Source organism: Gammaproteobacteria bacterium, assembly GCA_011375345.1.
Lineage (GTDB): Bacteria > Pseudomonadota > Gammaproteobacteria > DRLM01 > DRLM01 > DRLM01.
In genome coordinates, this window is the sequence record DRLM01000033.1 from 1 (window position 1) to 19,667 (window position 19,667).

At 62.2% G+C, this 19,667-nt stretch carries 16 protein-coding genes, 1 other RNA gene and 1 pseudogene; 6 read left to right on the forward strand and 12 right to left on the reverse strand.

Features of this window, described 5'->3' with window-relative positions; genetic code table 11:
- The 7 genes from ENJ19_02595 to ENJ19_02625 form a co-directional block, all read right to left on the reverse strand.
- The coding region (locus tag ENJ19_02595) for a PAS domain-containing protein (GenBank protein HHM04617.1) at positions 1-1,342 on the reverse strand (1,342 nt) is incomplete at its 3' end.
- Between the two features lie 267 nt (positions 1,343-1,609).
- On the reverse strand, positions 1,610-3,238 hold the full coding sequence (locus ENJ19_02600) for an iron ABC transporter permease (protein ID HHM04618.1): 1,629 nt from the start codon (positions 3,236-3,238) through the stop codon (positions 1,610-1,612).
- A 56-nt stretch (positions 3,239-3,294) separates the two neighbouring features.
- Positions 3,295-4,299: an extracellular solute-binding protein gene (locus tag ENJ19_02605; GenBank protein ID HHM04619.1), complete on the reverse strand. Its 1,005-nt coding sequence runs from the start codon at positions 4,297-4,299 to the stop codon at positions 3,295-3,297.
- Between the two features lie 209 nt (positions 4,300-4,508).
- Complete coding sequence (locus ENJ19_02610) at positions 4,509-5,723, reverse strand: 2-octaprenyl-3-methyl-6-methoxy-1,4-benzoquinol hydroxylase (protein ID HHM04620.1); 1,215 nt, start codon at positions 5,721-5,723, stop codon at positions 4,509-4,511.
- Positions 5,720-6,943 (reverse strand): 2-octaprenyl-6-methoxyphenyl hydroxylase, encoded by a 1,224-nt coding sequence (locus ENJ19_02615; GenBank protein ID HHM04621.1) that lies wholly within the window; start codon positions 6,941-6,943, stop codon positions 5,720-5,722. The genes ENJ19_02610 and ENJ19_02615 overlap by 4 nt, the downstream gene beginning before the upstream one ends.
- A gap of 118 nt (positions 6,944-7,061) precedes the next feature.
- Positions 7,062-8,363 carry a Xaa-Pro aminopeptidase gene (locus tag ENJ19_02620; GenBank protein HHM04622.1) on the reverse strand — a complete coding sequence of 434 codons (1,302 nt, stop codon included), beginning with the start codon at positions 8,361-8,363 and terminating at the stop codon, positions 7,062-7,064.
- Between the two features lie 6 nt (positions 8,364-8,369).
- Positions 8,370-8,972 carry a YecA family protein gene (locus ENJ19_02625; GenBank protein HHM04623.1) on the reverse strand — a complete coding sequence of 201 codons (603 nt, stop codon included), beginning with the start codon at positions 8,970-8,972 and terminating at the stop codon, positions 8,370-8,372.
- A 202-nt stretch (positions 8,973-9,174) separates the two neighbouring features.
- Here ENJ19_02625 and ENJ19_02630 point away from each other — a divergent pair, with 202 nt between their 5' ends.
- From ENJ19_02630 to ENJ19_02650, 5 genes are all read left to right on the forward strand, one after another.
- Positions 9,175-9,408, forward strand: a complete 234-nt coding sequence (locus tag ENJ19_02630; protein ID HHM04624.1) for a TIGR02449 family protein — start codon at positions 9,175-9,177, stop codon at positions 9,406-9,408.
- Positions 9,405-9,716, forward strand: a complete 312-nt coding sequence (locus tag ENJ19_02635; GenBank protein HHM04625.1) for a cell division protein ZapA — start codon at positions 9,405-9,407, stop codon at positions 9,714-9,716. Before ENJ19_02630 ends, ENJ19_02635 begins: the two co-directional genes overlap by 4 nt.
- Positions 9,717-9,766: 50 nt before the next feature.
- A non-coding RNA gene (ssrS, locus tag ENJ19_02640) (6S RNA) lies at positions 9,767-9,950 on the forward strand.
- Positions 9,951-10,074: 124 nt separating this feature from the next.
- Complete coding sequence (locus ENJ19_02645) at positions 10,075-10,695, forward strand: 5-formyltetrahydrofolate cyclo-ligase (GenBank protein ID HHM04626.1); 621 nt, start codon at positions 10,075-10,077, stop codon at positions 10,693-10,695.
- 11 nt (positions 10,696-10,706) lie between these two features.
- Complete coding sequence (locus tag ENJ19_02650; GenBank protein ID HHM04627.1) at positions 10,707-11,195, forward strand: EVE domain-containing protein; 489 nt, start codon at positions 10,707-10,709, stop codon at positions 11,193-11,195.
- Between the two features lie 355 nt (positions 11,196-11,550).
- Here ENJ19_02650 and ENJ19_02655 read toward each other — a convergent pair.
- Both ENJ19_02655 and ilvA read right to left on the reverse strand, forming a co-directional pair.
- Positions 11,551-11,898 (reverse strand): annotated as a pseudogene (locus ENJ19_02655) (hypothetical protein).
- 207 nt (positions 11,899-12,105) lie between these two features.
- Positions 12,106-13,620 carry a threonine ammonia-lyase, biosynthetic gene (gene ilvA, locus ENJ19_02660; GenBank protein ID HHM04628.1) on the reverse strand — a complete coding sequence of 505 codons (1,515 nt, stop codon included), beginning with the start codon at positions 13,618-13,620 and terminating at the stop codon, positions 12,106-12,108.
- Between the two features lie 109 nt (positions 13,621-13,729).
- Between ilvA and rpiA the strand changes: the two genes are divergently transcribed.
- Complete coding sequence (gene rpiA, locus ENJ19_02665) at positions 13,730-14,386, forward strand: ribose-5-phosphate isomerase RpiA (GenBank protein ID HHM04629.1); 657 nt, start codon at positions 13,730-13,732, stop codon at positions 14,384-14,386.
- 24 nt (positions 14,387-14,410) lie between these two features.
- On the opposite strand, the gene ENJ19_02670 is transcribed toward rpiA, so the two are convergent.
- From ENJ19_02670 to ENJ19_02680, 3 genes are all read right to left on the reverse strand, one after another.
- The gene (locus ENJ19_02670; protein ID HHM04630.1) at positions 14,411-14,611 is read right to left on the reverse strand and encodes a DUF2905 domain-containing protein; all 201 of its coding nucleotides are present in this window, start codon (positions 14,609-14,611) and stop codon (positions 14,411-14,413) included.
- Positions 14,612-14,791: 180 nt separating this feature from the next.
- Positions 14,792-18,640 (reverse strand): DUF3683 domain-containing protein, encoded by a 3,849-nt coding sequence (locus tag ENJ19_02675; protein HHM04631.1) that lies wholly within the window; start codon positions 18,638-18,640, stop codon positions 14,792-14,794.
- A gap of 119 nt (positions 18,641-18,759) precedes the next feature.
- Positions 18,760-19,188 carry a DedA family protein gene (locus ENJ19_02680; protein HHM04632.1) on the reverse strand — a complete coding sequence of 143 codons (429 nt, stop codon included), beginning with the start codon at positions 19,186-19,188 and terminating at the stop codon, positions 18,760-18,762.
- Between the last annotated feature and the right edge of the window lie 479 nt (positions 19,189-19,667).

A 19,667-nucleotide genomic window follows, 5' to 3' on the forward strand; every position in this document is an offset into this window, starting at 1 on the left:
CCACGGTTTTGAGAAAATTGTCGTTGGCGGTGATGATGGTGCCGTCCATGTTGAACTCGATGACGGCCTGGGATTTGCTGATGGCTTGGATCTGCCCCCGGTAGTCGGCGTTAAGCGCCTCCTGGGCGCGCAGCTCGGTGACGTCCTTCCACTCCAGGGTGCTGCCGATGTAGTTGCCCCGCCGGTCAATCTGCGCCGTGACATTGATGGCGAAGGTGAGCGGCCCCACCTGGATGTCGGTGGAATAGGGCAGGTTCCTCGGATCACCCAGCAGCTTGCGCTGATGGGCCGGGTTTTTGTGGAACATGTCGATGCAGGCACCCACCACCTGCTCGGCGTCGAAGCCCGGGAAGGCCTCGCGCAGGGTTTTCTCGTGTTTGCGCAACAACTCCCTGGTGGCCTGGTTGACATAGGTGATCTTGAGATCGCGGTCGATCATCATCATGGCGGTCATGGCGCCGTCCACTGCTGTCTGCAGCCGCGCCACCCGCTCCTCGTCGGCCCGCTTCTCGGTCACATCGGACCATTCCAGGGTGGCGCCGATGTAGTTCCCCTGCGGATCCATCTGCGCCGTGACATTGATGGCGAAGGTGAGCGGTCCCACCTGGATGTCGGTGGAATAGGGCAGGTTCTTCGGATCACCCAGCAGCTTGCGCTGATGGGCCGGGTCTTTGTGGAACATGTCGATGCAGGCACCCACCACCTGATCGGCGCGAAAACCCGGAAACGCCTCCCGCAAGGTGGCTTCATGGGTTTTGAGCAACTCCCTGGTGGCCTCGTTGACATAGGTCACGTTGAGATCGCGGTCGATCATCATCATGGCGGTCATGGCGCCGTCCACCGAGCTTTGCAGGCGGGCGATCTGCGCTTCATTGGCCCGCTGCGCGGTCACGTCATCCCATTGCAGGGTGGAACCGATGTAGTTCCCCTTGCTGTCCATTTGCGCGGTAACGTTGATCTTGAAGGTCAAGGGGCCGATGTGGATATCCGCCTCGTGGGGTAGATTGGCGGGATCGTCCAGCAGTTTGCGGATGCGCTTGGGGTCCTTGTGGAACTGATCGATGCAGGCCCCCATTACTTTATCCGCTTTGAAATCCGGATAGACTTTTTGCAGATTGCTTTCCTGTGCTTTCAACAAGGCTTTGCTGGCCTCGTTGGCGAAGGTGATTTTCAGATCCCGGTCCACCAGGATGATGGGGGTCATGACGTGATTCAGTGCCGAACGCACTTGCTCGGTGTCGCGAGATGGTTTGCTGCCGCCGCTGCTGCTTTGCCCGTCGCTCATTGTCGACTCCTCCGATACTTGTCTATTGAACGATCCACGCTGGGAAATGCTCTGCATGTCTGCCGGGTGAAAACACCTTACCGGACGCGCTGTCCCGCCGGCCCGCGCGCCGCGCGCCCGCCTCAGGAACACCGGCCTGCACGATACGCACCGCCGGGAAATTGCGGATACACACCCCGTTCTCGGTCCTCGATCAGTCTTGTGTTGTCGTGTGCACTCACCCGTGCCCTTACATTAGCGGACGTGGGCAAACGATCTTGAGACCGGCGCGCGGGCCGGCGCAGGTAGGACAAAAAGAAAGTGGGCCTGGCCCGGAGGGCGCGGCTAACGCTGGCCGCGCATGATGATCCACAGCGCCGGCAGGGAAGCAAGGACCAGCATCAGCGCAGCGGGTGCGGCCAGCTCCAGCATTTCTTCGCTGGCCTCGATCCAGATGCGCACCGGCAGGGTGTCGAAACCGATGGGACGCAGAATCAAGGTGGCGGGCAGTTCCTTCAGGGCGTCGATGAACACCAGCACCCAGGCCACCGCCAGGCCGCTGCGGATCATGGGCAGAACCACGCGCCACAGGTTTTCCAGCGCTCCGGCGCCATGCACCCGGCCGGCCTGTTCCACGGCAGGGGTGAGTTGCTGCATTGCCGCTTCTTCCGCCTGCACCGCCAGCGGCAGGAAGCGGATGACCAGCGCCAACACTAACGCGGCGAAGCTTCCGTACAAAGGTGGGAGCAACACGAGCAAGGCGGTGATGATGCCCAAGGCAATCACCGGCCCCGGCAACACGAAGCCCACACTGGACAGCTGCACGAACGTGCCGCTCAGAAACGACGGCCGGCGGACGTGAAAAAAACCCACGGGCAGGGCAGCCACCATGGCGGCGGTGGCGGCAAAAAAGGCCACGGTAACGGAGTTGGTGGCGTAGGACCAGAATTCCGCGCCGATCAGTTCCTGCCGCCAGGCATCCCAGCTCCAACGCAGCATCCATGCCAGGGGCAGCAACACGGCAAACAAAACGATGTGGCCCAGCCACAAGCCGATGATCACCAGTTCACCGCGGCTGGCCGCTTTGGCGCGCACCACAGCGCTTTGGGCGCCCGCATAGTAACGGCTGCGGCGGCGGAAAAAGCGTTCCAGCACCAAAAATGTGAGACTCAAAAACACCAGCACCAGACTCAGACCTGCCGCCGCTTCGTAGTCGAAGCGCCCGCTCATCTGCAGGTAGATGCTCAGGGTGAAAGTCTGGTAACGCAGCATGCTCACGGCGCCGAAATCGGACAGCACGTGCAACACAACCACCGCCAAACTGGCAGCGATGGCCGGGCGCAACAAGGGCAGGGTGATGCGCCGGAACACCTGCCCGGCCGTTGCCCCCTGAATGCGGGCCGCTTCCTCAAGGGAGCGGTTGGAGCGGCGCAGCGCCCCGTGCACCAGCAAAAACACGTAAGGATAGCCGGCCAGGGCGAGAATCAGCGCCACACCGCCGGCGTGGTAAAGATCGGGAACGGGCACGGCGTCACCGAACACGCCGCGCCAAGCCGAGCCCAGCCAGCCGTCCTCCGCCAGCAGGGTGGTGTAGATGTGGGCAAACACATAAGTGGGCACGGCCAGGGGCAGCACCATCAGCCACAGGGCAAGGCGCCGGCCGGGAAATTCCCGCCGGGCGATGAACCACGCCGAAGACACGCCCAGCACCAATGAGCCGACGGCCACCAACACTGCCAGCAACAGGGTGTTCCACAGCAGTTCCGGCAGCCGGCTGCTCCACAAACCGGCCCACCGGGTGGCAGACAGTTCAACGCTGCTGTAGCCCACAAACAGCAGAGGGACGGCCGCGCACAGCACCACCGCTCCCGCCAGCAGGCCGAGTATCCCGAAGTGTCTTCGCCCCATTACTGCATGCTTACCGGCGTCTCGTTGGCAGGGACCCGGCCACCCGGCCGCCGATCCCTGCCACATGAACGGTTAACAGGATGTTGAAAAAGCCCTCCTGGCCTTTTTCAACAAGCTGTTTGTCAAGGCATCCCCACCGCCTCAATGAGGTCAATGGTTTTGTTGCGCAGCTCAGCCAGTTTGTACATGGGCACCGGGGCCACTTTGAAGCTGTCCATGGGCGGCACTTCCGCCGCTGCCGGCACACCCTTGCGGGTGGGGTATTCGCGGTTCAGTCCGGCGAACAGCTTCTGGCCTTCCTCAGAGACCAGAAAGCCCACGAATTTCTCCGCCAGGGCTTTTTTCCTGCTGTATTTGCTGATGGCCACCCCGGCCACATTCACCGCCACGCCCATGCCGTGCTCCCCCTGATCCGGCAGCAGTACACGGATGGGTGCACCGGGGTGTTGGTCCAGGTGGCGGAAGATGTAGTAATGATTCACCAGTCCGACGTCCAACCTGCCCCCGGCCACGGCCTTCACAATGTGGCTGTGTTTGTTGAAAACTTCACCCTCCACATTGGCCTTCATGCCTTCCAGCCAGGCCCGGGTGGTGGCCTCCCCTTCTTCCAGCAGATAAACCGTCACCCCGGCAATAAAGCTTTCATTGCTGGAATGGGTGATGCCGATTCTGCCTTTCATCGCCGAGCCGGCCAGATCGAACACCGAAGCGATATGGGGGTTCGCCACATTGGTGTTCACCACCAGCACCCGGGCCCTGGCGGACAGGCCCACCCAGGTGTCGTCCGGGGCCCGCCACTGGGCATCGATGGCACCTACCAGGTCCGGGCTCAGGGCCTGGAACAGGCCCAGGGAACTGCCCATCTGCAGATTGCCGGCGTCATTGCTTAAATAGAGATCCGCCTGGGTGCGGGCGCCTTCCACCCGCAGCTTGTTCAGTAAAGACGTGGAACTGGCGTTGTGCAGTACCACGTTGATGCCGGTAGCCCGGGTAAAAGCCTGCGCCACAGGCTTTACGAATTTATCGCTGCGGCCGGAATAGACCACCAGTGTATCGTCGGCGTGCACACCGCCCACCGCAGCCGCCAAGGCCACCAATCCAATTAACAACGATTTGGTTTTTCTCATCTTGCTCTCCAAATAGGGGAAATGGACCGCCCGGAACCAAAATGATGAACTGAATGATAATGATTATCATTTTTTGATGCAACCATTTGGCGCGTGTGTTTTTCCGGTCAATGCCCCCGGACCGGGATCAGCCCGGCAATCTAATCGGCCAAAGTGCTTTGCTCGCCCCGACGCACGGCGAAGCTGCGCCCCCCACTCTTCAGGGCGCCTTATGCTCTGTGCTGGCGCGCCAGGCTGGGCAGGTCGCCCGCGTCACCCACGGCAAAACGCATGATGCAGTCTTTGACGGGACCTGCGCGGTCGGTGAGATTCAGGCCTGTGTTGCGCAGCCATTGCAGCGGCGCGGCCTGAAAGCCGAACAAGCGTTTGAAGCCGTCCATGGAATACATCATCAATAGATTATGTCCCTTGCGCCAGCGCTCATAGCGGCGCAGCACGGACAGGGCGGCCACGTCCCGGCCCGCTGTCTGGGCGTCCAGGAGCACTTCGGCCAGGGCGGCGGCGTCCAGCAAACCCAGATTCACCCCCTGTCCCGCCAGGGGATGGACGGTGTGGGCAGCATCACCCACCAAGGCCAGTCCCGGCTGCACATAGTTTATGGCGTGCTGCAAGCGCAGGGGAAAGGAGGCGCGCGGTCCGCAGCCCAGCACCGCTCCCAGGCGGTGCTCAAACGCTGCCCCCAGTTCGGCGCAAAAGGCTGCTTCGTCCAAAGCCTCCAGGCGGGCGGCCTCGGCGGGGCTGGTGGACCAGACGATGGAGCAGCGGCCATCGCGCAAAGGCAAAAACGCCAGCGGGCCGGTGGAAAGAAAACGCTGCCAGGCAGTGGCCTGATGATCCCGTTCAGTGCTCACTACGCACACCAGAGCGCGCTGCTCGTAGTTCCAGCCGCGGGTGTCCATGCCCGCCCCCTGGCGCACCCGCGACTGGGCGCCGTCGGCGCCCACCACTATCCGCGTGCGATAGCTGCGGCCGCCGTCCAGCGCCACCTGCCAGCCGTCACCGTCGCGGTGGAGGCCACCAAGGGCGGCGGGACACAGCCGTTCCACCCGGCCTTGCGCTTCCAGGCGGTCCCACAGCGCCCGCTGGATCACGGCGTTTTCGATGATGTGGCCCAGGGCGGGCGCGCCCAGATCAGCGCTGTCGAAGTGGATTTCCCCCCCGCCGCCGGCATCCCATACATGCATCTCCCGGTAAGGACTGATCCGGCGCGCGGCCATGCCCGGCCACGCACCCAGCGATTCGAAAATATGTTGCGAGGCATGGCTGATGGCAGACACCCGCAGGCCGATCTCATCGTCCGGACCCACCTCCACGGGCAGGCGGGCTTCCACCACGGCGACCCGTAATCCGCTCTCCCCCAGGGCGCAGGCTACCGTGGCGCCGACCATGCCGCCGCCGACAATGAGCACATCGAAATCGCTCACAGTGGCAAGCCCCGGGCCAGCCGCGGCAGCCGTCCGGCCAGACCCATGGTGTGGCGGGCCAAAGCGCGCTTGGCAGGCGGCAGCAGCTCCAGGGCCAGCAAGCCGGCGCCGCGGGCCCAGCGCACCGGCGCCAGGGGGTTGGCGAAGATGCGGGCCAGACCGTCGGTGAAACCGATGATTTTGAGATGGTCTTTTTGCCGCCAGCGGGCGTAAGCGTGCAGGGTCTCCAGCGCCCCGATGTCCTGTCCCGCGCGGGCCGCGTCAAACACCACCTGGGCCAGTACGGCCACGTCGCGCAGTCCCAGATTGAAACCCTGCCCGGCCACCGGATGCAGGGTGTGGGCAGCGTTGCCGATGAGGGCGAAGCGGGAACGCACGTGTTCCCGCGCCCGCACCATGGCCAACGGGTAGGCGTAGCGTTGGCCCGCTTTGACGAAGCGCCCCAAGCGCCCGCCGAAGCGCTCTTGCAGGCGCGCCAGAAAGGCCGCATCGCCCAGAGCCATGATCCCGTCCACCTGCCCGGGGCGCACGGTCCACACCAGGGAACAGCGCTCGTCGCCCATGGGCAGCAGGGCCAGCGGGCCGGTGTCGGTGAAGCGCTCGAAGGCGCGAAAGTCGTGGGGGCGGCCGGGTGTGACATTGCTGATGACGGCGGTCTGGCCGTACTCCCAGCGAATGACGCCTATATCCAGCATATCGCGCACGGCGGACTTGGTGCCGTCGGCCGCCACCACCAGTTTCCCCGTCAGGCGGGTGCGGGCATCACCGGTGTTTATCACCACTTCCGCCACTTCAGAACCAAGAATGACGTTCTCCACCTTGGCAGGGCACCACAGAACCACATTGGCCTGGCTCCCCAGCCGCCCGCCCAGGACCCGGCCCAAGACACGGTTTTCCACCACGTAGCCCAGTGCCTCCACGCCGTGGTCGCGGGCGTCCAGGCGGGTGGCGCCGAAGTGGCCGCGGTCGGAAATATGAATATGCCGGATGGGCGTCACTTCGCCTTCCAACACCTCCCACACTCCCATGGCGGAGAAAATACGCCGGGTGCCCTGGGCCAGGGCGATGGCGCGGTCGTCGTAACTGGGCTGGCCGCTGGAGCGGAAAGGCACGGCTTCAATGACGCCAATGGACAAGCCGCTGTCGGCCAAAGACAAGGCCAGGCTGGCACCCACCATGCCGCCGCCCACTATTAATATGTCATATTCGGTTTTATTCATGGCAGTTCGGTTTTTTTGACTTGTTCCTCCCCCCTGAAAAAAGGGGGCTGGGAACGGGTGTCGCCTTCAGTACACAGCCACCCCTTTATGGCTTGGCCTAATGGCTTGGCCCAAGCCCTCAGCGCGCCATCAACGCCTCAATGGCGTCGGGGTCTTTGGGCACATGCCTGCTCAGTACCTCACAGCCGCTTCGGGTAATCAACACATCATCTTCGATGCGCACGCCGATGTTCCACCATTTCCTGGCGACGCCTTTTTGCTCGGGTATGTACAGGCCTGGCTCTACGGTAAGCACCATGCCCGGCTCCAGCCTGCACCAGCTGCCGCCGCTTTTGTAGTCGCCCACATCGTGCACGTCCATGCCCAGCCAATGACCGGTGCGGTGCATGTAAAAGCGTTTGTAGGATTCCTTTTTTATGAGTTCCCTGACCTCGCCCCGGAGCAGCTTGAGCTGCACCAGCCCGCGGGTCAACACCCGCACCGCTGCATCATGGGGGGCGTTCCAGGAATTGCCCGGCCGGCATTTGGCGATGGCAGCTTCCTGGGCGGCGAGCACGAGTTCGTAAATGGTGCGCTGGGCCGGGGAATACACCCCGTTCACCGGGAAGGTGCGGGTGATGTCGGAGGCGTAGTGATCCACTTCGCAGCCGGCGTCGATGAGCACCATTTCGCCGTTATTCAAGGGACTGTTGTTTTCGGTGTAGTGCAAGATGCACGCATTGGCACCGCCACCGACGATGGGATTGTAAGAGGGCTGGCTGCCAGCCGCGCGAAAACCATGCAGCAAAGCCGCTTCCAGCTCGTACTCACAAAGGCCGGGGCGGCACATGCGCATGGCATCCACATGGGCAGCCGCGGCCACCCGGGCGGCATGGCGCATGAGCCTGATCTCGGCCGGGGATTTGAGCAACCGCATGGCATGCAGCGGCCGCTCCAGGGCGACAAACTCGCGGGGCGGCGCGATGCCGCTGCGGCCCTTGGCGCGCAGGCGGTTGAGGCAGGTGATCATGCAGGCGTCGAATTCCGCATTCAGGCCAAAGTTGTAAAAGATACGTTCTTTGCCGGCCAGCAGTTCCACCAGTGTGGCATCCAGCTCGGATATGGGCCAGGCCTCATCAACGCCGTAGTCGCGCACCGCGCCTTCCGGCCCGGCCCGGCGCCCATGCCAGATTTCCCGGGCCGGATCCCGCTCCCGGCAAAACAACACCGTCTGGCCGGCGCGGCGGCCGGGGATCAGGACCAGCACCGCTTCCGGTTCGGGAAAACCAGACAGGTAATAGAAATCACTGTCCTGGCGATAAGGGTATTCGGCATCACGATTGCGGATGCGCGGTGGCGCGGCAGGCAGCACTGCCGCCGCGCCGCGGCCCATGAGGCGCAGCAGGCGGCGGCGGCGCCGGACAAACTCGCTGAGCGGCAGTTTCATCTAATGAGTCGCCCGCTTGCCGGCCGGGGTCTGGCGTTTGCGGCCCAGTTCCTCGTGCGCCAACAACACCGCCATCCGCACATATTCCACCACTTCCATGTAGGCGTTTTCGCCCTCCTCCCCGGTATCCATATCGTCATGATCCATACGGGCGATTTCGGAGAAATCATGCAGCACTTCCCGCACTTCCCCGGCTCCAAAGTCACCGTCGCTGAAACCGGCCAGACCCAGGCCACCCAAAAACCCCTGGCACCACAGAGACAAGGCCTCGGCGCGGGTTTGCAAAGGATGCCCGTCATCGGGCAGGAGCAGTTGGAAGCCGAAATCCGGGTCGTTCAACGCGCTTGCGGTGGCGGCAAAGAGCTTCTCCAACACCGCCATGCCCGCCGTCGGGAGTGACGGGGCGCTGCCCTGTTCCCCGGCGCCCTGAAACAGGGCATCCAGGCAGACATCAGCACGCAAGTCCCCTGCGGCGCACAACATACCGCTCAAACTGCCATGGCATTCGGCCGCTTCCATGCCCACTCGCAGACGGGCAAGGGCCTGGGCACAGTCGTGGTAATCGGGAATCTGCCCCGGGGACAAAACGTGTTGTGGTGTCATAATCCGTACGCTGACTTTCGTGACGGCCCCCAGCGCAATGACTGGGCGGACGGCAGCGTGCCCCGGCCCCGGGCGACTGCCTGTGGCGTAACACAATAGTGAGCGTTATGCTAGCATGTTGGCGGGTCGTCTCGCAGCAGTGATACGCCGCGGACCGGAGCGCTGTCCCGCCAGCGAATCCATAGTTACTTTGACCGAGCCCATGGAAACACAGCAAGACCTCACTTATTCAGAAGGCGAGTGGTCCGGCCTGGAGAACAGGATCGAATCACTGATCGAAACCTGCCTGCGCCTGCGCGAAGAAAATCAACTGCTGCGTGATCAGTTTGCACAACTGACCGAGGAAAAAGCGCGTCTCGCGCGCAAAACCGATCAAGCCTGCGTCCAGGTGGAACGCATGCTGTTACGGCTGAAGAGTCTGGAGGCGGAATCATGAAAAACGCGCTGCCCGTCACCGTGCGCATTCTCGACAAGGAATACCACATCGCCTGTCCACCGGAAGAACGGGACGCCTTGCTCGCCGCCGCCGAGCATTTGAACCGCAAAATGCGCGATATCCGCGACAGCGGCCGCGTGGTGGGTGCGGAGCGCCTGGCGGTTATTGCCGCTCTCAATATCACTCACGAGCTGCTCACTTCGCGCTCTGACAGTGCTTCCGTCCCCCAGCATGTCAACGACAAACTGCAACGGCTGCAAAGCAAAATTGACTCCGTCTTGAGTTCCGGTCACCAATCGCGCGTCTAAGCGGCACCGCACATACCCCCTGCCGTCAATTTGAGCTAAAATTCCTGCTGCATCCTCTGCGGTTCCCGTTAGTGGGCAAAGTCCCTTGACCCTAATTAACACCCGCCGGGGGCGGGTTCCCGGCGCCAGTGTGCATGTCCGTTGTGTACGGAAAGCCTAAGGTGCCGCATCCTCCCCCACCTTGGACCTCAAGGTTCAAGGGCGACGTTCCACGACGGCTCAGGCGGAGGGTGCCTCCCTGGCTTCCGGGAGCACCCGAAAGCGCGTTCAAGATCAAGGACTGTGCACCGCGCTCCAGCGCGGGACGCACAGCCCATACCAGGCCGCCGGCGGCCCGGAACCCACCTGTTTCCATTTCATGAGCGGACCTTCGCCCAATATGGACCAGCGCCAGGCACTGCGCCTCAGTATGAGAAGGCAGCGTCGTTCGCTCAGCGCCGCACAGCAGCGGGCGGCGGCGCAGCAGATCAATCGTCACCTGGGTCACCACCCCCTGTTTGTTCGTGCCCGACACATTGCCTGCTATGTCGCCGCCGACGGCGAACCGGATATCAGCCGGCTGGCAGACCGGGCCAGTTTATGGGGCAAGCACATTTACCTGCCGGTCATACAAAACCAGCGCTTGTTCTTTGCACCGTACCGCCCGGGTGACCCGCTGAGACGAAACCGCTACGGCATACCCGAACCCTGCCGGGCCAATACCCCTTTGCTGACCGCCCGCATCCTGGATTTGATCCTCACTCCCCTGGTCGCCTTTGACTGCCGGGGTAACCGCCTGGGAATGGGGGGCGGGTTTTACGACCGCGCGCTGAGTTTTCTGCGCCGGCGCCGCCGCTGGAACAAACCTCGCGTGTTGGGCATAGCCCACGGTTTTCAGGAAGTGGTACAACTCGATGCCGCGCCCTGGGATGTGCCCCTCTGTGGCGTGGCAACGGATCAGGGCGTGCGGATATTCGCACAGTCATGCCGCATCGCATAAAGGAGCAACGCATGGCCTATTGGTTGGTAAAATCTGAGCCCGGCACGTTCAGCATTGATGACCTGCGCCACAGCCCCAAACAAACCGACCACTGGGATGGTGTGCGCAACTACCAGGCCCGCAACATCATGCGCGACCAGATGAAGTGCGGCGATCTGGTCTTTTTCTATCACTCCAACTGCAAGGAACCCGGCATTCAAGGCATTGCGGAAGTCGTGCGGGAAGGCTATCCCGATCACACGGCATGGGATCCCCACAGCCCATACTACGACCCCAAAAGCTGTCCCGATGCACCACGCTGGTATATGGTGGATTTGCGTTACCAGCGCAAACTCCACCGCGTCATCACGCTCAAGGAACTGAAACAACAGCCGCAGCTGGCTGATATGGCCTTGCTGCGACGCGGCAACCGCCTGTCGGTGATGCCCGTCCGCAAACAAGAATGGGACTGCATTCTTCGAATGGAACGGGCCTCGGCCATGCTTCCCCGTGGGGATTGAGCCTGCTGGCAAAGCAGATTGCGGCTCATCAACATAAATCGGGGCACACTGGCATCCCGCCTGGTGCCACCCCACCTGTTGTTGCAGCAGACCGTGGGAACGGTGCTCCGCCGCAAAGCTTGCAACCGGCTGATAGTACCAGCGAGGACAGCACTGCGGCGGAAGCGCAGCGCATGGCATAAGACGGCGTAGCTCTTCTGTTTCGGGCCTGACTCCTCATTTAATGAACCAAAGCTCTAAAGTAAACACTTGCGGGCTCGATAGTGTTTGTTAATAAACAACTTTGATTTTTTACGAAGTTGATTATACTTACCCCGAACACGGCGTTCTTGAATATGGAGGAACCTAGGATGGCAAAGAAGACGGCCGCGAAAAAGAAATCGGCTTCCAGAAGGAAGTCGACCGCCAAGAAAACAGTGACCAGAAAGAAAAAGGTCACCGCCAAGAAAAAATCCACCGCCCGCAAAAAAGCCCCCACCCGCAAAAAAGCCACTACCAAAAAGCGAGCCACCAGGAAGAAATCGGTCTCCAAGAAGAAGGTGGCAGCTAAAAAACGTGCCGCCAAAAAGAAGGCAAGTGGCAAAAAGCGCACTGCCAAGAAAAAGGCAGTAGCCAAGAAACGCACCGCCAAGAAGAGCGCGGGCAAGAAAAAGACAGCAGCAGGGAAGAAGGCGACTGGCAAGAAAAAAGCCGCCGCCCGCAAGAAAAAAGCAGCCTCCAAGAAGAAGAAAACCGCCAGGAAAAAAACCAGCCGCCGCGCCAGACGCTAGGACGCGGCTGCCAGCCTCGACTGTGAAGGGCCTGTTCGTCAGGCCCTTCGTGTGTTCAAGCCCGGCAATTTTAGTTACCGGATTAATAGCAGGATGCTGAAAAAGGCCAGGAAGGCCTTTTCCAACGCCTCCCTGAGCTGTTAGCGCAGAAACAACTCGTAGACCGGATTGCCCGTCTCTTCCACGCAGGGATAGCCCAAGTCCTGCAAAAACGCCTGGAAGCGCTCCCTGTCCTCGGGTGGCACAACGATGCCTGCCAGCACACGCCCATAGGCAGCGCCGTGATTGCGGTAGTGAAACAAGCTGATATTCCAGCGCCGGCCGAGTTTGGTCAGAAAACGCAACAACGCACCCGGTCGTTCGGGAAACTCGAAACGATAGACCAGCTCATGTGCCACGCTGCTTGCCCTGCCCCCCACCATATGGCGGACATGCAGCTTGGCCATTTCGTTGTCAGTGAGATCCACCACCGGATAACCGCCCTGGCGCAGGCGTTCAACGATGGCCCGGTGCTCGCTGTCACCCTCGCGCAACTGTATGCCGGCATAGACATGAGCCTGTTCCGCGTCCGCATAGCGATAGTTGAATTCAGTCAGCGAGCGCATCCCCAGCGCCTCGCAAAAGGCCAGAAAGCTGCCGGGCCGTTCGGGGATGGTCACCGCCAGTATGGCTTCGCTGCGCTCGCCCACCTCGGCGCGTTCGGCGACATGACGCAGACGGTCAAAGTTCATATTGGCTCCGCTGTCGATGGCGATCAGGTTGCGACCCCGGACACCCTCCCGCTCCACATATTTTTTCAAACCCGCCACCCCCAGGGCGCCGGCCGGTTCGGCGATGGAACGGGTATCATCGAAAATATCCTTGATGGCGGCGCAGATTTCGTCGGTGGAGACCAAAATCACTTCGTCCACACAGCGCCGGGCGATGCGGAACGGCTCAGCGCCCGCCTGGCGCACGGCCACGCCGTCGGCGAAGATACCCACCTGGTCCAGCACCACGCGCTTCTTCCGCTTGAGGGCTTCGTACATGCACGGCGCATCGTCGGGCTCGACGCCGATTATCCGGACCTCGGGGTAGAGGGTTTTGACATAGGCCGAGACCCCTGCCACCAAGCCGCCCCCGCCCACCGGAACAAACAGGGCATGGATGGGCGCCTCGTGTTGCCGCAGAATTTCCATGGCCACGGTTCCCTGGCCGGCGATCACGTCGGGATCATCGTAAGGAGGAACAAAGGTCATGCCTTTTTCGGCCACCAGGGTGATGGCTTTTGCGCAGGCCTCATCGTACGTGTCACCGTAGAGCACCGCTTTGGCGCCGCGGCGGCGGACGGAGTCCACCTTGATATCAGGTGTGGTGCCGGGCATGACGATCATCGCCGGGATACCCAGGCGCTGGGCCGCCAGGGCCACGCCCTGGGCATGATTGCCGGCGGAAGCGCAGATAACGCCCTTCTTGCGTTCGTCCTCGCCGAGGCGGGAAATCTTGTTGTACGCCCCGCGCAGCTTGAAGGAAAACACCGGCTGCAAATCTTCGCGCTTGAGGTAAACCGTGTTGCGGTAGCGGCCGGACAACATCGGCATGGGATCGAGGTCAGTTTCCGTGGCCACGTCATAAACCCGGGCCTTGAGGATTTTTTCGAGGTATTTCGTTGGCATAATCATACATTAGCAGCTTCGCAGAACACTGCCTAGCGAGCCGTGACGGCCATGACTTTGGCCGGCCGGGCGGTTATCATTCCCGGCAAACAGACAGCAGGGGGAAGACATGTCCAAAGACGCCATGAAAAAAGCTGCCGCGGAAGCGGCCCTGGACTATGTGGAAGCGGGCACCGTTGTCGGCATCGGCACCGGCTCCACGGCCAATTATTTCATCGATGCCCTGGCCGGCATCAAACACAAAATTGAAGGCACGGTGGCCAGTTCGGTGGCCTCGGCGGAACGCCTGCAGGGTCACGGCATCCCTGTGTTTGATTTGAATGCCGTGGGCGATTTGAGCCTGTATGTGGATGGCGCCGATGAATCCAACCGCTATCTGCATTTGATCAAGGGCGGCGGCGGTGCCCTGACGCGGGAGAAAATCGTGGCGGCGGCCAGCAAAAAATTTGTCTGTATCGCCGACGAATCCAAGCTGGTAGAGGTGCTGGGCCGTTTCCCGCTGCCTGTCGAAGTCATTCCCATGGCACGCAGCTACGTGGCCCGGCAGTTGGTGAAACTGGGGGGACAGCCGGTGTGGAGGGAGAACGTTGTCACCGACAACGGCAACATTATTTTGGATGTGCACAATCTGGAAATACTGGAACCCACCAAACTGGAACAGACCCTGAACAACCTGGCCGGAGTGGTGACCAATGGCATTTTTGCCCTGCGCCCGGCGGACGTGCTCCTGCTCGGCGGCGCCGGCGGTGTGCGCACGCTGACGTGATGGTGTGACAGCGGGTGGCGGCGCCTAACGGCGGAACAGCCAAAGCAGCAAAGTGATGAGCAGGCTGATCAGGACCGACGTCGTCAGGGGAAAATAGAAACGGAAGTTCTCCTTCTCCACGGCGATATCCCCCGGCAGGCGGCCCAGCCCCAGCTTCTGAATCAACGGCCACAGCAAGCCCACCAGTACCAGCACCACACCGATAGTGATCAGCCATTTCGCTATGGGCGAATCCATCGCTTTGTCCTTCCCAATTGTCTGACGAGGGGGACAGACCACGAAGGGCACGGGGAACACGGAGAAGAATGCTGGCGGACAAATACCTACTACGGTGAACTTCGCACCGGCATCGGTCGGTCTCAGTTTGCGTTCTCCGCGCTCTCCGCGCCCTCCGTGGTTCATCCCTTACAACAACACCCGCTCCACACCGCCCTGTTTGACGGCATGGATGAAACGTTCCTGCCACCCGGCGCCCAGCCAGCGCTTCACCAGCTCCACCACGATGTAATCCGTCTCCAGGCCCGTTCCATTCCGATAACGCGCCAGGCCCTGCTGACAGGCGGGACAGGACGTCAGCAGCTTGACGTTTCCTGCCCTCACCGCCGTCTTCCCCGTCAGGGCCTTGATGCCTTTGCGGAGTTCCTCTTCCTTGCGGTAACGCACCTGGGCGGCAATGTCGGGCCGGCTGACGGCGAAGGTGCCCGCCTCGCCGCAGCAGCGTTCACTCAAGGCAACATCCTGACCCAGCAGCGCCGCAGCCACGGCCGTGGGGTTGTGGGTTTTCATGGGCGTGTGACAGGGGTCGTGATACAGGTACTGCACGCCGTCCACGCCCCCGGTTTTGACGCCTTTTTCCAGCAGATATTCATGGATGTCCAGCAAGCGGCAGCCAGGGAAAATCTGCTCGAACTCGTAGCGCAAGAGCTGATCCATGCAGGTGCCGCAGGACAGGATTACAGTGCGGATATCCATGTAGTTCAGAGTATGGGCGATGCGGTGAAACAAAACCCGGTTTTCCGTGGTGATCCGGCGGCCCCTGGCTTCGTCACCGGAAGAGGTTTGCGGGTAACCGCAACAAAGATAACCCGGCGGCAACACCGTTTGCGCACCCACTTCGTACAAGGCCGCCAGAGTCGCCAGGCCGATCTGGCTGAACAGGCGTTCTGATCCGCAGCCGGGAAAATAAAACACCGCGTCGCTGCCCTCGTTTACCCGCCCCGGATTGCGCAGGATGGGAATGGTGTCCGCCTCCTCCACCCCCAACAAGGCGCGCATGGTCTGCGACGGCATTCTGGCCGGCAACGGCCGTTTCACAAACTGTACCACCTGGGTGGTCAGTGGTGCCCTGCCCACCGTGGCGGCGGGGCGCCCAACCTTGCGCTGGGAGGGTAACTTGTTCAACCAGCCCGATGCGGTGCGCTGCGCGGCGAAGCCCAGCTCCACCATCGCCTTGCGCATCAGCTTGATGGTTGCCGGATCGGTCACGTTTAAAAAGGCCATGGCCGCCCAGGTGCCGGGACGGGCGCGGCGGCGGCCACGGTCTTTGAGTATCTTGCGCATGCGGACGGTGACATCGCCGAAATCGATGTCCACCGGGCACGGTGACAGGCATTTGTGGCACACGGTGCAGTGATCGGCCACGTCGTTCATTTCCTCGAAATGACGCACCGACAAGCCGCGCCGGGTCTGCTCCTCGTACAAAAAGGCTTCGATCATCAAACCCGTGGCGAGTATCTTGTTGCGCGGCGAGTAGAGCAGATTCGCCCGCGGCACGTGGGTGTTGCACACCGGTTTGCACTTGCCGCAGCGCAGGCAATGGCGCACGTCGTCGTTGAGGGCGCCCAATTCGCTTTCTTCCAGCAACAAGGCTTCCTGCTGCACCAGTCGCAGGGAGGGCGTGTAGGCGTCGTCCAGACCGGAGCCCGCCAACAACTTGCCTCGGTTGAATGCCCCGTTGGGATCGACCTTTTGTTTGTACTCGGCAAACCGCGCCACCGCCGCCGGCTCAAGATACTGGATCTTGGTCAGGCCGATGCCGTGCTCACCGGATATTACCCCACCGAGAGAACGGGCCAGTTGCATCACCCGCTTCACCACCCGTTCCGCTTCCTGCAACATGTAATAGTCGTTGGAGTTGACGGGAATATTGGTGTGCACATTGCCATCGCCGGCGTGCATGTGGGTGGCGACGAACAGCCGGCTGCTGCGTATGCCGGCGTGGATGGCGTCGAGCCTGGCTCTCAGCGCTTCAAATTCGTGGCCGGCAAAGATTTGCTTCAGCGGCCGTTCCACGTCGCGGCGATAGGAGATGCGCAGATCGCGCCGCAGCAGGAGTTGCGCAAAGGTGTCATTGCCGCGCAGCTTCTCGCGGTCGCGCTCATCGAGCAGCCCGGCGTAGTGCTTTGCCGGTTCATCGAAATGATCCAATACGCACATCCAGCGCTCGCGCATCAGCGCCAGGTGCGCGCGGGCGGCGTCGCGCTTGTTGTTGACAATGGCGCGTGCCTCGGCGCTGTCTTCGAACTCGTCCGCCTGGCGCAACTCCTGCAACCCGCCGGCCAGATACTCATCCACCGCGGCCAGCATGCGCAGCTTGTTGCGCGTCGATTGTTCGATGTTGATACGCTCAATGCCTTCGGTGTAGTCCGCGAGCCGGGCCAGGGGGATCACCACGTCCTCATTGATTTTGAAGGCGTTGGTATGCGCGGCAATGGCGGCAGTGCGCGTGCGGTCCGCCCAAAAACGACGGCGGGCTTCGGCGCTCACCGCCACGAATCCTTCCGCAGCGCGGGCATTGGCCTGACGCACCGCGGTGGAGGCGGCTTCCGCCACCGCTTGTTCGTCGTCGCCGGAGATGTCGAGAATCAACACCATTTTCGGCAGCTCGCGGCGCGGCGCCTTGGTGCTGTATTTCACCGCCCGCACGTAGCGTTCATCCAGGTGTTCCATGCCGGACAATACGGCTTTGGGATTGCTGTCGAGCGTATCTTTGATTTCGGTGATGGAGGACACGGCGCGGCGCATGTCGTTGCCGAAGAACTCCAGGCACACGGTGCGGGTGTGGCCGGGCATACGGTGGAGCACGAACACCGCCGAAGTGATCAGCCCGTCGCAGCCTTCTTTCTGCACGCCAGGCAGGCCGCCCAGAAACTTGTCGGTGACATCTTTGCCCAAACCCGCTTTGCGAAACAAGCGCCCCGGCATGTGCAGGCGTTCGGGCTTGCCAACGGGGGTTTTGCCGTCGGCGCGGTAACGGGTGACGCGAAACACCACGGCGTGTTGTTCGTGAATCTTGCCAAGGTTGTGGTTGAGACGCTCCACTTCCAGCCACCCGGCATCCGGGGTCACCATGCGCCAGGACAATAAATTGTCCACCGTGGTGCCCCACAGCACGGCCTTTTTGCCGCCGGCATTCATGGCGATGTTGCCGCCGATGGTGGAAGCGTCCATGGACGTGGGATCCACGGCGAAGACCAGCCCTTCGGCTTCGGCCGCTTCCGCCACCCGCCGCGTCACGGCGCCTGCTTCCGCCCGTACTGTGTGCGCATGGTGGTGGCTGCCGGGCAGCTTGCGCCGCACCACCGGCCCCACCGCGTCCAGCTTCTCGGTATTGATCACGGCGGTGTTTTCAAACAAGGGCACGCAACTGCCGGTGTAGCCGGTGCCACCACCGCGGGCGATGATGGTCAAACCCAACTCGATGCAGGCCGCCACCACCTTGGCGGTTTCTTCTTCGCTGTCCGGTGTGACCACCACAAAAGGCAGCGCCACGCGCCAGTCGGTGGCGTCGGTGACATGGGACACGCGGGCCAGACCGTCGAAGCAGATGTTGTCTTTGCGGGTGACCTTCTCCAGGCGGCGGCGGGTTTTCTTGCGCAGGCTCTCTGTGCGGGGAAACCAGTCCTCGAATTCCTGCACCGCCCGGCGGGCCGCGGCGGCCAGTTTCAGCGTCAGGGCATTTCCCTCCGCCCGCGCTTCGATCTGGTCCAGGCGCTGCCGCAAACTGGAGGAGAAGGATTGGCGCCGCCTGGGGTCGGCCAGGAGATCGTCTTGGATATAGGGGTTGCGGCTCACCACCCACATGTCCCCCAACACCTCGAACAGCATGCGCGCGGAGATGCCCGTGCGCCGCGAGCCGCGCAGCTCGTTTAGCACCTCCCACAACGGCTCGCCGAGAAACCGCGCGACAATTTCCCGGTCGGAGAACGAAGTGTAGTTGTACGGGATTTCCCGCAATCGGTTGGTCTGGGTCATGGGGTGATTACCGCGAGTCGTTGTCGGTGCGTGGGCGCATTGGGGCCATGGAAGGTCAGGAAAGCCGATTTTATCACGCCGGGCATATCCCCGTTCCGGTTGCGTTGAGCATTCTGTGACTATACAAGCAGCAACAGCAATGCATAGCGCGCCCCTTTGCCCAAGGCAATAAACACCAGCGCCACCCACCAGGACACCCGCAACCACCCGGCGGCCAGACACAAAGGATCCCCCACCAGCGGCAGCCAGGACAAAAGCAACACCGGCGCACCGAAGCGCCGCAGCCGCGCCACGGCGGTCTGGTGAGACGCCTCCCAGCGGCGGGCGGGAAAGCGCCAGGCCAGGTAGCGGCCCAGGCCCCAGGATGTCATCCCCCCCAGGGCATTGCCGGCGCTCGCCACCAGCAACAGGGTAGCCGTGCTCCAGCCACCCGCGGCAGCCAGGGCAAGCAACACCACTTCGGAGCCACCAGGCAGGAGCGTGGACGACACAAAGGCGCTGACAAACAGTGCCCACAGGCCATAGTCACCGGCAGCCGCAGCCGTCAAGGCATCCACTTGTCCCCCTTCGGTGTCCCATGTTTTTTCCGCTCTCCATATTTGCTTGCGCCGGCGGGGTGAGTACCACACCTCTTTTGCGGCCGGTCACATTATTGACCCGCCTGAGTGCTCGGCGTGAAAACCGGGCTCCGTTGGGCACATGGCGGGTACTTCGCGGGCCGCGCAAGCAAGCTGACCATCCAGATTGCCGGAGTAACAAAAAAAGCCCGCCACAACAAGGGCAGGCTGGGGGCCTCAGCATCGCCAGCGGGGTGGGAGGGAGAGGGGGCGGGTCCCCGCTGGCGTTGGCCGAATACCTTACTTCAATACCACGCCGCCGGTGTTGGCGCTGGAGTTGGTGCCGCGGGCGACGGTGGTGGCGCGGCGGTTTTTGGATTTGATCTTGATGTTCACATCGTCCTTGATGGTGGAGTTGCGGGCCGCCAGGCCGCCGGTGGTGGCCACAGAGGAGCGGCCCGAGGCGCGGG